This is a genomic window from Pseudarthrobacter sp., assembly GCF_036675385.1.
Classification (GTDB): Bacteria; Actinomycetota; Actinomycetes; order Actinomycetales; family Micrococcaceae; genus Arthrobacter.
In genome coordinates this window covers 15,606-29,925 of record NZ_JAKFFD010000144.1, presented here as the reverse complement: position 1 = coordinate 29,925, position 14,320 = coordinate 15,606, and the positions used below count along the sequence as shown (strand labels likewise).

Annotated in this window: 16 protein-coding genes and 1 riboswitch; of the genes, 6 read left to right on the top strand and 10 right to left on the bottom strand. The window is 66.2% G+C overall.

Translation table 11 applies throughout. The features are described 5' to 3' along the window. Positions 1 to 7 precede the first annotated feature (7 nt). Positions 8 to 745, bottom strand: coding sequence for a hypothetical protein (locus V6M49_RS11295; RefSeq protein WP_332761171.1), 738 nt, complete (start codon positions 743 to 745; stop codon positions 8 to 10). Between the two features lie 286 nt (positions 746 to 1,031). Here V6M49_RS11295 and V6M49_RS11290 point away from each other — a divergent pair, with 286 nt between their 5' ends. Then, a complete protein-coding gene (locus tag V6M49_RS11290; RefSeq protein ID WP_332761170.1) occupies positions 1,032 to 2,555 on the top strand; it encodes a UDP-N-acetylglucosamine 1-carboxyvinyltransferase in 1,524 nt (507 codons plus the stop codon). Between the two features lie 191 nt (positions 2,556 to 2,746). Next, positions 2,747 to 3,973 carry a glutamate--cysteine ligase 2 gene (locus V6M49_RS11285; protein ID WP_332761169.1) on the top strand — a complete coding sequence of 409 codons (1,227 nt, stop codon included), beginning with the start codon at positions 2,747 to 2,749 and terminating at the stop codon, positions 3,971 to 3,973. A gap of 96 nt (positions 3,974 to 4,069) precedes the next feature. Here V6M49_RS11285 and V6M49_RS11280 read toward each other — a convergent pair whose 3' ends face one another. Further along, complete coding sequence (locus tag V6M49_RS11280; protein WP_332761168.1) at positions 4,070 to 4,693, bottom strand: LysE/ArgO family amino acid transporter; 624 nt, start codon at positions 4,691 to 4,693, stop codon at positions 4,070 to 4,072. Between the two features lie 69 nt (positions 4,694 to 4,762). On the opposite strand from V6M49_RS11280, the gene V6M49_RS11275 reads away from it, so the two are divergent. Further along, positions 4,763 to 5,665: a LysR family transcriptional regulator ArgP gene (locus tag V6M49_RS11275; RefSeq protein WP_332761167.1), complete on the top strand. Its 903-nt coding sequence runs from the start codon at positions 4,763 to 4,765 to the stop codon at positions 5,663 to 5,665. A gap of 84 nt (positions 5,666 to 5,749) precedes the next feature. Then, positions 5,750 to 6,091 (top strand): DUF1905 domain-containing protein, encoded by a 342-nt coding sequence (locus tag V6M49_RS11270; protein ID WP_332761166.1) that lies wholly within the window; start codon positions 5,750 to 5,752, stop codon positions 6,089 to 6,091. A gap of 138 nt (positions 6,092 to 6,229) precedes the next feature. On the opposite strand, the gene V6M49_RS11265 is transcribed toward V6M49_RS11270, so the two are convergent. From V6M49_RS11265 to V6M49_RS11255, 3 genes are read right to left on the bottom strand one after another with little or no spacing between them, the layout of a single operon-like run. Continuing rightward, complete coding sequence (locus V6M49_RS11265) at positions 6,230 to 7,438, bottom strand: O-succinylhomoserine sulfhydrylase (protein ID WP_332761165.1); 1,209 nt, start codon at positions 7,436 to 7,438, stop codon at positions 6,230 to 6,232. Then, entirely contained in the window at positions 7,435 to 7,848 is a 414-nt protein-coding gene (locus V6M49_RS11260; protein WP_104063251.1) for a rhodanese-like domain-containing protein, read from the bottom strand. Before V6M49_RS11260 ends, V6M49_RS11265 begins: the two co-directional genes overlap by 4 nt. Then, positions 7,845 to 8,102 carry a DUF1737 domain-containing protein gene (locus V6M49_RS11255; protein WP_056341324.1) on the bottom strand — a complete coding sequence of 86 codons (258 nt, stop codon included), beginning with the start codon at positions 8,100 to 8,102 and terminating at the stop codon, positions 7,845 to 7,847. Before V6M49_RS11255 ends, V6M49_RS11260 begins: the two co-directional genes overlap by 4 nt. A gap of 13 nt (positions 8,103 to 8,115) precedes the next feature. Then, a riboswitch (SAM riboswitch) is annotated at positions 8,116 to 8,231 on the bottom strand. Positions 8,232 to 8,400: 169 nt separating this feature from the next. Here V6M49_RS11255 and V6M49_RS11250 point away from each other — a divergent pair. After that, positions 8,401 to 8,847, top strand: coding sequence for a hypothetical protein (locus V6M49_RS11250; RefSeq protein WP_332761164.1), 447 nt, complete (start codon positions 8,401 to 8,403; stop codon positions 8,845 to 8,847). 8 nt (positions 8,848 to 8,855) lie between these two features. Here the strand turns inward: V6M49_RS11250 and V6M49_RS11245 are convergent, their stop codons facing one another. The 5 genes from V6M49_RS11245 to V6M49_RS11225 all read right to left on the bottom strand — a co-directional run bounded on the left by V6M49_RS11245 (position 8,856) and on the right by V6M49_RS11225 (position 12,751). Then, a complete protein-coding gene (locus V6M49_RS11245; protein ID WP_058930874.1) occupies positions 8,856 to 10,052 on the bottom strand; it encodes an acetyl-CoA C-acetyltransferase in 1,197 nt (398 codons plus the stop codon). A gap of 104 nt (positions 10,053 to 10,156) precedes the next feature. After that, positions 10,157 to 10,744: a GNAT family N-acetyltransferase gene (locus V6M49_RS11240; protein WP_332761163.1), complete on the bottom strand. Its 588-nt coding sequence runs from the start codon at positions 10,742 to 10,744 to the stop codon at positions 10,157 to 10,159. Continuing rightward, positions 10,728 to 11,192, bottom strand: coding sequence for a pyridoxamine 5'-phosphate oxidase family protein (locus tag V6M49_RS11235; RefSeq protein ID WP_141138681.1), 465 nt, complete (start codon positions 11,190 to 11,192; stop codon positions 10,728 to 10,730). Before V6M49_RS11235 ends, V6M49_RS11240 begins: the two co-directional genes overlap by 17 nt. A gap of 84 nt (positions 11,193 to 11,276) precedes the next feature. Beyond that, positions 11,277 to 11,744, bottom strand: coding sequence for an NUDIX domain-containing protein (locus V6M49_RS11230; protein ID WP_332761162.1), 468 nt, complete (start codon positions 11,742 to 11,744; stop codon positions 11,277 to 11,279). A 65-nt stretch (positions 11,745 to 11,809) separates the two neighbouring features. After that, positions 11,810 to 12,751, bottom strand: a complete 942-nt coding sequence (locus tag V6M49_RS11225) for an aminodeoxychorismate lyase (protein WP_141138679.1) — start codon at positions 12,749 to 12,751, stop codon at positions 11,810 to 11,812. A 95-nt stretch (positions 12,752 to 12,846) separates the two neighbouring features. On the opposite strand from V6M49_RS11225, the gene cls reads away from it, so the two are divergent. After that, positions 12,847 to 14,319: a cardiolipin synthase gene (cls, locus tag V6M49_RS11220; protein WP_332761172.1), complete on the top strand. Its 1,473-nt coding sequence runs from the start codon at positions 12,847 to 12,849 to the stop codon at positions 14,317 to 14,319. The last annotated feature ends 1 nt before the right edge of the window (position 14,320 follow it).

The following is a 14,320-nucleotide window of genomic DNA, read 5'->3' as shown; positions in this document are numbered from 1 at the left end:
GTGCCTGCTAAATGCACGAGTGATCGTAGTCGAAGCCCCTGGAGACGAACTGGGTCAGGGTGACCGTGCCGCCGGGGGTTAGCGGCGCATTCGAGCAGTTGGCCGTGGCTCCGAAGGCCGTGCGGGCGCCTGCCAGCCAGCTGGGCAGGGCATAAAGGTTGCTGGAGCTGCTGACGCTGCCCACGATCTGTCCCCATTGATAGGCCGAGGAGTAAATGCCGACGTCGGCGCCGATGCTGTGAAAAAAGTCGGTCATACCTTCTAGGACGGCACGGTTGGCATTCTTGTCGGGGGACCAGCTGTTGCCTGTTTCAACATCGAGCCACCACAGGTAGTCCGAGGGGCTGCTGATGCCGCGGATGTAGGCGTCGTCGTACGCCTTGGCGTAGCCGTACATGTATGCGCACGCCGGGGCAACGTCCTTGTCCTTGCAGGTGCCGTAGGGGTTGGATACAGCGTTGGCTGCGGGGTAGTTGTTACTGGTCGGCCACCAGGAGCCTGCGTGCCCCGGGTTGGCGGTGTTGACGTAAAGGGCCACGGACGGCTGTTCGGTCGGGTTCACCGTGATGGCTTTGGCCCAGCGGAGCAGTTCGGCGAGGCAGGGGTTAGTGGTGCTGGCCAGGCCATTGTTGACGCCCACGATCCCGAAAGCTGGAGCGGCGGGAAGCGCCTTGTTGCACTGAGGCCACGAGACATCGTTGCCCAGTGCTTGCTCGGCGCCCTCGCCCGGTGAAGGGGCGGCCACGGACGCCGGCGCCACGATAATCCCGCAAAGGGCCATGAGCAGGCACAAGATGGCACACGCTAAAGCATGGGATGCTGTGGCCGCATTCCCATACATGGCAGGCCTCCTGCAGGGCATTCTTCCGTTTATCGGGTGAACCCGATGTTTCAGTCTCCCGCCGAGCGGGTGGCGGGTCAAGGACAAGCATTAAGGAGTGGCTATCTCATGAATCGGGTATTTGCTGGGATTTCAGTCGCCACCTCCGATTCACATCCCATAAATAGCTCATCTGTGATATTTTTTATCTATGATCCAGCGAACTGCCGAGCACGTTGCCGCCACACTCAGGGACGCCCGGACCGAGAAGGGCTGGACCCAAGGTCAGCTCGCGTCAGCGCTGGGAACCAGCCAAAGCGCCGTCGCCCGGATGGAGCAGGGCAAGCAGAACCTGAGCCTGAAAATGATCCAGCGGCTCGAAGCCATTCTCGACCGCAGCATCGTCAAAGTGGGCAAACCGCAGATGACGCACCTGCGGATCGAAGGCGGCCGCACGCTTTCCGGGGCGGTGGATGTCAACAGCAGCAAAAACGCCGGTGTGGCGCTGCTGTGCGCCAGCCTGATCAACCGCGGCACCACCGTCCTGCGCCGCCTCGCCCGGATCGAAGAGGTCAACCGGATCGTGGAGGTCCTGACCAGCATCGGCGTCGAGTGCACGTGGCTTAACGACACCGATCTCCAGCTCCGCCGCCCCGCCGTCCTGGACCTCAAGGCCATGGATGTGGACGCGGCGCGCCGCACCCGCAGCGTGATTATGCTCCTGGGCCCGCTTCTTGACGAATCCGCGGAATACCGCCTGCCGTATGCCGGCGGTTGCGATCTGGGCACCCGCACCGTGGAGCCGCACATGCAGGCATTGCGCCAGTTCGGGCTCTCCGTGGAGGCGACTGCCGGTTTCTACGCCGTGCAGGCTCCGCCGCCGGACACCCACGACCGGTCCTTTGTGCTGACCGAGCGCGGGGACACTGTCACCGAGAACGCGATCATGGCAGCGGCGCACCGCCGCGGCACCACCGTCATCCGCAACGCCAGCCCCAACTACATGGTCCAGGACCTCTGCTTCTACCTCGAGATGCTGGGCGTGAAGATCGACGGCGTGGGCACCACCACACTGAAGATCACCGGGCAGCCGCTCATCGACGTCGACATTGAGTATTTCCCGTCCGAGGACCCCATCGAGGCCATGAGCCTCATCACCGCCGGGATTGTCACCAACTCAGAGGTGACCATCCGCCGCGTCCCCATCGAGTTCATGGAGATCGAACTGGCCACGCTGGAACAGATGGGCCAGAAGCTGGAGATTTCCGGCGAGTACGTGGCGCGCAACGGCCGCACCCGGCTGGTGGACGTGACCACCAAACCGTCCGAGCTGCGGGCCCCCGAGGACAAAATCCACCCCATGCCGTTCCCGGGCCTGAACATCGACAACCTGCCGTTTTTCGCGGTCATCGCCGCCAAAGCCCACGGCCAGACCATGATCCACGACTGGGTCTACGAGAACCGGGCCATCTACCTCACCGAACTCAACCGGCTCGGCGCCCAGGTGCAGCTGCTGGACCCGCACCGGATCTACGTCAACGGCCCCACGAAGTGGCGGGCCGCCGAGGTGGGCTGCCCGCCGGCGCTCCGCCCCGCCGCCTGCCTTTTGCTTGCCATGCTCGCGGCGCGGGGTGTTTCGGAGCTGCGGAATATCTACGTGATCGAGCGTGGCTACGAAGACCTGGCGGAACGGCTCAACACCATCGGCGCCAAGGTGGAGTACTTCCAGGACTAACGCGAACGTACACTTGCGGCCCTCCGCCTGGCGCGAACTGGCAGATAACGACCCCCAGAGGCGGGCAAATTCAAGTAGTCGGAGCAACGCCGGGGTTTAGGCTGCTTGCAGCAGCTGGTTCAGCCGGTTCGCGCTTCGTCATGATCGGCTATACCGGGTCAACCTGGCGGGCGTTGCAGCACAATATAAGAATGCGAACATTCGGCGTCGAGGAAGAGCTCCTGATCGTTGATCCGGACACGGGGGAGCCGCTTGCCCTCGCGGATGCGATGTTGTCCGGCCGCCGGATGGCAGCCGACGACGCCCCGGAACGTCCCTATGCGCTGGCAGCCAAGGAAAAAACCGCTCACGACGACTGGACTGGCCTGACTGCCGAGCTGAAGCTTGAGCAGATCGAGACCCAGACCCGTCCCTGCCTCGAGTACGCAGAACTGCTGCAGCAGATCCGGGCCGGCCGGCTGCTTGCGGACCAGGCGGCCATCAAGAACGGTGCCAGGGTCGCCGCGCTGGCCACTTCTCCGTTTGGCCTTGCGAGCCACACCACTCCGGACGCCCGCTATGCCCGGATGCTGGAACGCTTCGGCCTGACCGCGCAGGAGCAGCTGACCTGCGGCTTCCACGTCCACACGTTCATCGAATCCAATGACGAGGGCGTGGCAGTGCTGGACAGGATCCGGGACAAGCTGGCAGTGCTCACGGCAGTGAGCGCAAATTCGCCGTTCTGGAACGGGATGCCCACAGGGTTCGAGAGCTACCGAACCCAGGCCTGGAACCGCTGGCCTATGTCCGGCCCTTCGGCCATTTTCAGCACGTACTCCGCATATCGGAGGGTGGTCACGCGTCTGCTGGACAGTGGCGTGCTGCTGGATGAAGGCATGATCTACTTTGACGCCCGACTGTCCCGGAACCACCCCACAGTTGAGGTCCGGGTGGCCGACGTCTGCCTCCGCGCCGAGGACGCTGCCCTGATCGCGGTGCTGGTGCGGGCCTTGGTCGAATCGGCCAGCCGTGAATGGCGCGACGGCGTGGAGCCGGCCCCGGTGCCCACGGTGCTGCTGCGGATGGCGGCATGGCAGGCGAGCAGCAGTGGCCTGAACGGTGAGTTGCTGGATTTTGGCACGTTCAGGCCGGCGCCGGCCGTCGACGTGGTGCGATCCTTGGTGGATTATCTGGCTCCGGTCCTCGCCGAGCAGGGCGAACTTTCCCTGGCCCGGCAGGGCATCGAGGACATCATTGCCCGCGGCACGGGCTCCACCGAACAGCGCAGGGTGCGGGACGCGGTGATGGAAGAATCGGCGCCCGACGACGGCGGGCTGGGGGCCGTGGTTGCCCACGCCGTGCGTGTCACGATGCGCGGCACCTCCGGGTTGGGTGAGGCGGACGAGGTCCCGGAGCTGCTGCGCGTGCGCCTGTCCTGAGTTCTCCCCGAGGCTTTGCGCGTAAGGGGCGGATATGGCCCTGTTCTTGCGCTGTGACGGGCCCCAAGTGTCCGTTCGCGCCAAGAAACGACGACGTCACGCACCGACAGCCAGGCGCACACCCAGCGTGAGCATTACCGCAGCGACGAGTCCGTCCAGGATGCGCCACGAGGAGGGCCGCGCGAAGAACGGCCGGAGGACCCTGGCCCCGAATCCCAGCGCACTGAACCAGGCGATGCTGGCGGCGATGGCTCCGCCCCCGAACCACCAGCGCAAATCCTGTGCCTGCTGGTTGGCCACCGATCCGAGCAGCAGCACGGTGTCCAGGTAGACATGCGGGTTGAGCCACGTCAGGGCCAGTACCGTGCTGAGGGCGGCGCCGAGGCCGACGGCGGGCTGCCGCCCCGACGCCGTTAGTGCTCCAGGACGAACCGCCCGGCGCGCCGCCATAACGCCGTACCCCACCAGGAAGGCGGCGCCGGCAAACCGGACCACGTCTACGATTACGGGACTCGACCGGAGCAGCGCCCCCACTCCGGCGATGCCCGCAGCGATGAGCAGCGCATCGGAGACGCTGCAGACCAGGACGACGGCGGCCACATGCTCGCCGCGGATGCCCTGCCGGAGGACAAAGGCGTTCTGGCTGCCGATGGCCACGATGAGGGCGAGGCCTGTGCCGAAGCCCAGCGCGGCGGGGCCTAGAAATGTAGTCAGATCCATATCCTCCAACGTACGGGCGGACGTAGGATTACTCCAGCTAATTATTCTTAGCTCTATTAAGGAAAGCTAATGAAGATGTTCCAGTTCGAGCAGCTCCGTACCTTCGCGGCCGTCGTGGACGAGGGGACGCTCGAGGCGGCGGCCCGCAGCCTGTACGTCACGCCGTCGGCCATTTCCCAGCGGCTCAAGGCGATGGAGGACGCGGCCGGCCAGATCCTGTTGCAGCGCACCAACCCCGTCCGCCCCACCACCGCCGGAGAAGCCATCCTGCGGTTCGCCCGGCAGGTCCGGCAGCTCGAATGGGACGCCCAGCAGGAGCTCGGCGGGAGCCGGGACCGCCCGACGGCGCCCATCCCCTTGGTAGTGAACGCGGACTCACTCTCCACCTGGTTCATGCCTGCGCTGGCAAGTCTTCCGCCGGACCTCGGCGCGTGCTTCGAACTGCGCAGGGAGGATGAGCAGCATTCCACCCGGCTCCTGCGGACGGGATCGGTGATGGCCGCGGTAACCGCAACGCCGGAACCGGTCCAGGGCTGCAGCGTGGAACCGCTGGGTTCCCTGCGGTACCGGGCGGTGGCAAGCCCCGGCTACCTCCGGCACTGGTGGCCGGACGGGCCGGAACTTGTTGCCGGGAGCCAGGCCCCGGTGGTGGACTTCGACCGCAAGGATGACCTGCAGGACGGGTTCTTCCGCACGATGACCGGCGCTGAACTGACCGCACCGCGGCACTATGTGCCGTCGTCGGCCGAGTTCGCCCAGGCCATCCGGCTCGGACTGGGATGGGGGCTGCTGCCGGAGCAACAGTGCCTGGCAGACCTCCACAGCGGCGCCCTCGTGGAGCTGGCCTCCGCGAGCCCCGTTGACGTGTCCTTGTACTGGCAGCGCTGGAAGATCGACTCCTCGGTGCTCAACCAGCTGACCGACGCCGTCCGGGAGACGGCCTCCCGGGAGCTGCGCCAGCCGGGCGCCTAAGCTGCTGTTTGCCTCACGCGTTATTCGCCTGGCCCGGCCCCGGCAGGGGATGCGTCCGGCAACGCGGCATGCCATACTCAGGCCGTGACGTCGTCGTACTCATTCCGGGCAGAACTGTGGCGCTATCCCGACGAATCCGGCTGGCACTTCCTGACCCTCCCGGTGGAGGTCGCCGACGACCTCCGGGAGGAGGCAGCGGTGTTCCGGGAGGGCTTCGGCTCGGTCAGAGTCACGGCGGAAATCTCCGGCTGCACCTGGCAGACCTCGGTCTTTCCGGACAGCAAAAGCGGCTCCTACCTGTTGCCCGTCAAGAAGGCCGTCCGGGACGCGGCGGGCATCAGCGACGGGGATGAAGTGGCCGTCCGGCTCGCGATCCAGGGCGAAGACGAGGCAGGTACCGGGGAACGGACAAGCGGTACTGGCTGAACTCTGCCGGGAATGACGCTCCCAGGATCGCCTCTCCTCGAAGCACCCCGCGATGGACTGCGCCGGAAGCCACCGGGAGGGCCGCCACTATCCAGGCATCATCGCGCAGCAGCCCAATCAGAACCAGGCCAACCAGACCTAGATGTGCTTCAGGGCCTGCTCCAGGTCGCCGATGAGGTCGTCCACGTCCTCCAGGCCCACGGACAGCCGTACCACTCCATCGCTGAGCCCGATGGCTGCGCGGCCGTCGGGACCCATGGCGCGGTGCGTGGTGGTGGCCGGATGGGTGATGAGGGACTTCGCGTCGCCCAGGTTGTTGGAGATGTCGATGATCCGCAAGGCGTCCAGCAGCGCGAAGGCGGCGTCCTTGCCCGAGCGGCCACCCGTCGTCGCAAGTTCCAGCGTGAGGACGGTGCCGCCGGCCTTCATCTGCTTGGCGGCGAGCTCGTATTGCGGGTGTGACTTCAGCAGCGGGTACTTGACCCAGCTGACGGCCGGCTGCTGCTCGAGCCATTCGGCAATCCGCAGTGCGGACGTGGAGGAGTGGTTGACGCGCAGCGCCATGGTCTCCAGGCCCTTGGTGAGCACCCAGGCGTTGAACGCGGAGAGAGCCGGGCCGGTGTGCCGCATGAGCTGCTTGACCGGGCCGTCGATGAATTCCTTGGTGCCCAGGATGGCGCCGCCCAGGACGCGTCCCTGGCCGTCGATGTGCTTCGTGCCGGAGTACACAATCACGTCCGCGCCCAGTTGGCCGCAGCGCTGCAGCAGGGGAGTGGCAAAGACATTGTCGACGATGACGGTGGCTCCGGCGGCGTGAGCCAGCTCGCTGACCGCGGCGATGTCCACGATTTCCTGCATCGGGTTGGACGGCGATTCGAAGAACACTGCGGTGGTGGGCTCCGACAGGGCGTCCCGCCACTGGTCCAAGTCCGGGCCGTCAACGAACACGGTTTCCACGCCCCAGCGCGGCAGGATCTCGTTCAGGATCACAAAGCAGGAGCCGAACAGCGAGCGCGCGGCAACCACCCGGTCCCCGGCCGCCAGCAGGGCGCCCAGTGCGGTGAACACCGCTGACATGCCCGACGCCGTCGCAAAGCACGCTTCGGTGCCCTCGAGCAGGCGGAGGCGTTCCTGGAATGTGGCCACGGACGGGTTGCCGTACCGGGAGTAGACGAAGCGTTCGTCCTCGCCGGTGAAGGCGCGCTCGGCGGCGGCAGCGGACTCGTAGACGAAGCCCGAGTTCAGGAAGACCGGTTCGGTGGTCTCCTGGAAGTTGGTGCGGTCCAGCCCGCCGCGGACCGCCTGCGTCTCGGCGCTCCAGCCGGCGGCGTCAGGGTTGAAAGTCATTTGGCTATTCCCAGGTTGGTGGGCAGGCCGCGGTTCTTCCAGCCGTTGACGGTGCGCTCGCCGTAGCGGTCCGGCTCGCCTTCGAAACCCTCCAGGACGTTGTAGGAGGTGAAGCCGGCCTGCGTCGCGGCGATGGCGGCGGCGATGGAGCGCTGGCCCGAGCGGCAGAGGAACACCAGTTCAGTGCCGTCGTCCTCCGGGGCCTGCTGCGTCAGGTCGGTGATGAAATCCCGGTTCGGGATGCCACCCGGGAACGTCCACGGGATGAACAGGGGATCGTTGTCCGTGGCCTTCGTGTCCGGGATGCCGATGTGGGCCCATTCGCCTTCGGTCCGGACATCCACCAGGATGGCGCCCTGTTCGAGTTTGGCCCAGGCCTGCTGCGGGGTGAGGTCTCCGGCGTAGCTCATGCGTGGCCCTCGCCGTCGAAATCGAGGTCGTCCACGGCGGAGGCGACGGCGGCATCAGCTGTCGCGATGGCTGACGGGAGGATGAGTGCCTGCGCAACAATCACAACGCCGCCGTTGGACGTTGCGGCCGGGCTGCCGTGCAGGACATACCCTTCGGCCAGGGCAGTGGAAATCCGTTCACAAAACGACCTGTCATCCGGCCCGGTGACAAGCCGGTACGACAGTTTCTCTTCAGGGGCGGGTGCGTCAGACACGACGGAACTCCTTCTTTCACGCTTGCAGCTCGAATGGGTCGATATGCCGAGTATTCACCTGAGGCACCCCGCCGCGAAAGGGAGGGTTGCCGACCGGCCAGTCAGGGCTTGGCGCCGGTTCTCATTACTCCCCAAAAACGTAACATCCGGCCCGCCCGGCCGCACTGCCGCCGACGTCATGTTCCGTAACCAATGCGTTTTTCCGTAATCCCGCCGTGCTTCCGTAACGCCGGCGCTGACGGGACAATCGGGTCATGGGGAACATTCGGGGGCGTTCACTGACGGGCGCCTGGGCACTGTGACGTTGTGCGCTGTGCCGGTGCTGGTGGGGGTGACCAGCTGCCGGAGCATTTTCGCGCCGCCGCCCTGCATGCCGCCGGACTTTACCGTCTCGCCTGCCGCCGCCAAACCCGGTGACAAGATCACCGTCAGCGCCCCGGATACCACCTGCGATGCCCGCTACGGCACCGACGCACGGGTCCAGGTGACGGTCAAGGATGCGACCGGTACCGCGGTGCTGGAAGAGCTCGCTCCCATGTCCGACGACGGCGGCTTCACTTTCGTGTTCACCGTCCCGGCTGGCGTGGCTCCCGGGAAGGCCGGGGTCACCGCTTACCCGTACAACCTGGACTGGTGCGACGACACCGGAGTGAACAACCGGGCGGCACAGGGGCCGGCGGGACTGGTCCGGGTTTCGTGTGCGGAACGCCTGGTGCCGCTGGTCATCCTTGGACCCGGAGCCTGAACCTGGCGTCAGGCTTTGAGGATCAGGGCGTCGCCCTGGCCGCCGCCGCCGCACAAGGCAACCACGCCTGTCCCGCCGCCGCGCCGGTTCAGCGCGAGTGCCTGATGCAGGACCAGGCGGGCCCCCGAGGCGCCCACCGGGTGGCCCAGGGCGATGGCGCCGCCGTCGGCGTTGATCCTGTCCGCGTCGATCCCCAGGTCCGTGGCGGACTGCAGCACCACCGAGGCGAAGGCTTCGTTGATCTCAATGAGGTCCACGTCGTCAATGGTCAGCCCTTCGAGTTTCAGGGCTCGCTCAATGGCGCGGGACGGCTGGGAATGCAGGGATCCGTCCGGTCCGGCGGTCTGGCCGTGGCTGCCGATTTCCGCGATCCAGCTGAGGCCGGCCGCTTCCGCAGCTGCCTTGCTGGCCACTACCACCGCCGCGGCGCCGTCTGACAGCGGGGAGGCAGAACCGGCGGTGATGGTGGCCGCCGGATCCTTGGAGAAGGCGGGCTTCAGCGCCGCGAGCGTCTCGATGGTGGTGCCGGCGCGGATGCCTTCGTCGGCATCAATCACGACGGCGGGTCCCCGGCGCTGCGGGACCTCCACCGGAGCGATCTCCTCAGCCAGGATGCCGGCCGCCCGGGCGGCCTCCGCCCGCTGGTGCGAAAGGGCGGCGACGGCGTCCTGGTCCTCGCGGCTGATGCCCAGGCGGGCGTTCCCGGCGTCCGTGGCGGAGCCCATCAGTTCACCTGAGACGGGGTCCTGCAGGCCGTCAAAGTTCAGCGAATCCAGCAGCGGCGCATCACCGATGGCCACGCCGCCGCGAAGCCGGGGGAGCAGGTGCGGGGCGTTGGTCATGGACTCCTGGCCCGCCGCCACAATGAAATCAGCCTCGCCGGCGCGGATCATGCGGGCGGCATCAATCACAGCAGTCAGGCCGGACAAGCACAGTTTGTTGATGGTCACGGTGGGCACATCCCAACCGATGCCGGCGGCGAGGCTGGCCTGCCGGGCGGGTCCCTGGCCAGCGCCCGCCTGGATAACCTGGCCCACGATGACTGCCTGGATCTGTTCCGGCGCCACGCCGGACCGTTCCAGTGCGTTCCTGATGGCGTGGGCACCCAGTTCGCTGGAGGTGAGCCCGGAGAGGCTGCCGCGGAACTTGCCGAAGGGGGTCCGTGCGCCGCCCAGGATGACGGGGATGTGGGCGTCGTTGCTCATGGTCTGCCTTTCGGTTGCGGATTCAAGAGTTCTTGAGGCCAGCTTAGGCGAACCGTGAGGGCCGGTGAGGTGGCGCAGGCGCTGTGGATTCGGCCGCGATCGCGTCAGCCGTGGAGGAGCAGTTGGTGGAGCAGGTGGTCCTGCCAGCGGCCGGCGATCTTCAGGTACTCCGGCGCCACGCCGATTTCCCGAAACCCGGCGCGTTTGAGGATCTTGCGTGAGGGCTCATTGTGGAGCAGCGTTGCCGCCTGGACCCGGTGGAGGCCCAGTTCTGTCCGGGCATGGTCCGTGGCGAAGCGGACCGCGGCAGCTCCGATGCCCCGCCGGTTGAGGCTGGAATCAACCCAGTACCCGAGGTTGGCGTTGAGGAACGGCCCACGGACGATGCCAGTAAGGGTGACGGCGCCGACGATGTACGCGGGATCGTCGCGGTTCACCAGCACCCACGGAACTTCCTGGCCCACGGAATGCTGGGCGAGCTTGGCCCGGATGATGTCCAGCTGATGCCTGGGAGTGAAAAAGGCTTCGTCCCGCTCCGGTTCCCACGCAGCCAGGTGCTGGCGGTTCCGGAGGTAGGCCTTACTCAGGCCGGCCGCATCGCTCCGCCGCAGCAGCCGGATCCGGACCCCCGGGACGAGCGGAGCGGGGGCTTCGCTGTCTATAATCTCTCCCGCGCTATTCGAAGGAAGCACGACGGCGGTCCGACAACCGGGTGTTCCAGACATCCGGTTTGGTGACCTGGAATCGGCGGCCGGTCAGTGCAAGTGGGGTTAGCCGGATGTAGTAATTCTTAGGTCCAGACTGCCAGGGCTCCAGATGCAGGGCGTCGACGGCGTCCTTGTCAGCCTGGGCCTCGATCACTTCGGTGTCTCCGCGCGCCACCACACTCCAGGCCACCTCCGTGCGGGGATCGTATCCATCGATCTCCAGCGCCGCGGGACGGTCCGCCTGGGCGCCCCACAGTTTGGAGCCACCGGCGCTGCGGAAGACGATGCTCCTGCGGTCCAGGACGTAGTTGACCGGGAAGATCTCCGGATGGCCGTCCACTACAAGGGCCAGCCGCCCCAGGGTGTCGTCGGCCAGTAGTTCCCAGCATTCGTCAAATGTCAATTTGTTGATCGGCTGCGCGTAAGAGTTCATGCACCAAACCATACGGACCTGCGGGACGGACCAACAGGGTATTGCCACACTTCAACCCCCAGGCCCGGGCCTGGGCAGGTCGACTCAGGGCAATCCAACATGCTCCAGCAGGGCGTCCAGGAGGGGTAGCTGGCCCTTGACCAGCTTGCCGCGGGCCTCGGATTCCGTCACCCACCGGGCATCGTCCACCTCGGGAAAGTCCTGGATGATGCCGGATCCTTTGGGCCACTCCAGCGGGAACGTGTTGCTCACAATCCGTTCGGGCTGGAAGTCAGACTCCGCGGCGAACACTGTGATGATCTTTCCCGACGGTTGCCTGAACGCACCTAGCTCAAAGTAGGGCACAGCTGGCGGCGGCGTGCCGATTTCTTCGGCAAACTCACGCAGCGCGGCCAGCAGTGGTTCCTCGTCGGGAAGGTACTCGCCCTTGGGAACCGACCAGGACTGGGTTTGTTTGCGGGCCCAGAACGGTCCGCCCATGTGCGCTATCCACACTTCCAGCCCGTCTGCTCCCTGCCGGTACAGCAGGATCCCCGCACTGTGGACCGCCATGGCTTAAGGCCTCCCTGCTGGACTTCGGAAAACTACGGGATCCGGGAACTGCTGAATCCGGGAAACTACTGGATCCCGGCAAACAATGCGTTGAGTTCGGCCGTCAGCTGCTTCTGCACCGCAGGCGTCCCGATTTCCTTGCCGTCGATGTGGTTCACCGGCGCGAGCAGCCTGATGCTGGAAATCAGCCACACGGCGTCGGCGTCCAGCAGGTCCCGAGGCTCCAACGGCCCGTAGCCGAGCTCCCAGCCGGCTGCCTTGGCCGCCGCAAAAAGCGCACCCTGGGAAGTCCCGGGGAGGATCCCGCTGTCCAGTTGCGGTGTGATGAGGCGGCGCACCGTCCGGGTGGCGCCGGCGCCGTCGTCGGAGGTTTCCAGATGTGCCAGCAGCACAGTGGACGTGGGGCCTTCCAGGACCCGGCCGTCGGAAGAGGTGAAGATGACGTCGTCGGCGCCCTGTTTGTGGGCGTACCGCAGGGCGGCCATGTTCGTGGCATAGGACAGGGTCTTGGCGCCGAGCAGCAGCCACGGGGCACGCTCAGCTACGTCGCTGTTGTAGCCGCGGTCCAGGAGGATGACGTCGATACCTGTTTCGCGCTGGCGGCGTCCCAGGGCGCCTACCGGGGAGACCTGAACCCAGCACGTGGGGGACTCTGCCCCTTCCGGGCCGCGGGTGACCACGAGTTTCACCACCAGCTCGTCCTCGGCGGGCGACGGCGCGGGGTGCTGCGTGCGGTGCTCGGCGACGCCCGTGGTGATCGCCGCCCGCCACGCATCCTGCGCCGGGATCACCAGGTCCAGGGCGGCCGCGGACCCGCCGAGCCGGTCCAGATGCGCCGGCAGCTTCCGCACCGTGCCGCCCACCGCAAGCATCGATTCGAAGACGCCGTCCCCGCGGGTGGCGCCCTGGTCCGTGGCCATCAGCTGGGGCTGCGAAGCGTCGGCCAGCCGGCCGTCCGGGAACGCGGGGTCAAGGAAAACGAGCACCACGGGCGCAGGAGAAGTCATGGCTCCAGCTTAGTAGCGCCCGGCGCGGCTAAGCTGTGGTCATTGCCCCGCCGGAACCGGTCCGCGGGTGCGCGCAATCCGGGGGTAGTCCAGTGCTGTGGCCAATTTCGCTTGCCGGTACCGCGCCGACATGGGTAGTGGTGGTGCTCAGCATTGCAGACCTGGTGATCCGGGTTCTGGCCATCGGCATCATCCCCGGCAACAGGCGCCCCACCACGGCCATGGCCTGGCTGCTGGGTATCTTCTTCATACCGTTCCTGGGCCTGGTCCTTTTCCTGCTGTTCGGAAACTTCAAGCTCTCCAGGCGCCGCCGCCAGCAGCAGGAGGTCATCAACACCCGGGTGCGGTCCGGCATCTCGGCGCTCGCCGACGTCGTCAGTGAATACACAGGGCCCGAATGGGTGACGTCCGCCGGTGAACTGAACCAGCGGCTCGGCTCCCTCCCCATGGTGGACGGCAATTCCGTGGACCTCATTCCCGGCTACCCGGACTCGATCCTGGCCATGACCGAAGCCGTGCGCAAGGCCAAGAACTTCGTTAACGCCGAGTTCTACATCATGAGTACGGACCACATCACCAATGACCTGCTGACCGCCCTCGAGGAGGCTGCCGAGCGCGGAGTGGAAGTCAGGGTGCTGTTCGACCACATCGGCACGCTCCGGGTCAAGGGTTACCGCAACTTCCTCAAGCGTCTGCGGGCCGGGAAGATCCAGTGGAAGCGCATGCTCCCGCTGCTGCCGACCCACGGGCAGTGGCGACGCCCGGACCTCCGCAACCACCGCAAGATCATGGTGATCGACGGCGAACTCGCCTTCACCGGGTCGCAGAACCTGATCGAGCCTTCCTACAACAACCCCAAACACCGCAAGGCCGGCCGCGAATGGGTGGAGCTGATGGCCTGCCTGCGCGGACCGATCGTCACCACACTCAACGTTGTGTTCGCCACGGACTGGCTGAGCGAAACCGACGAGTCCCTGGAACACCAGCTGCAGCTCCCGGCCAACCCCGAACCGGGCAACGTCACGGCCCAGGTGGTGCCCAGCGGTCCCGGGTTCATCACCGAAAACAACCTGCGCCTCTTCAACACCCTGATCTACTCCGCGCAGCACCGGATCTCCATCTGCAGCCCGTATTTTGTGCCCGATGATTCCCTGCTCTACGCCATCACCACAGCGGCCCAGCGGGGCGTGGACGTGGAATTGTTCGTCTCCGAAAAGGGCGATCAGTTCCTGGTCCACCACGCCCAGCGCTCCTATTACGAGGCGCTGCTGGAAGCCGGGGTCCGGATCTACCTCTACAAGGCGCCCTTTGTGCTGCACGCCAAGCACTTCACCATCGACGACGAAGTGGCCGTCCTGGGCTCCAGCAACATGGACATGCGCTCCTTCTCGCTGAACATGGAGGTCTCGGTGATGCTGCTCGGCGCGGAAACCGTGAACAACATGCGCGCGGTCGAAGACACGTATCGCGACATTTCCAACGAGCTCATACTCGAGGACTGGGTGCAGCGCCCCCTCGCAGCCCGCTATGTCGATAACGTCGCCAGGCTGACTGCCACGCTCCAGTAAC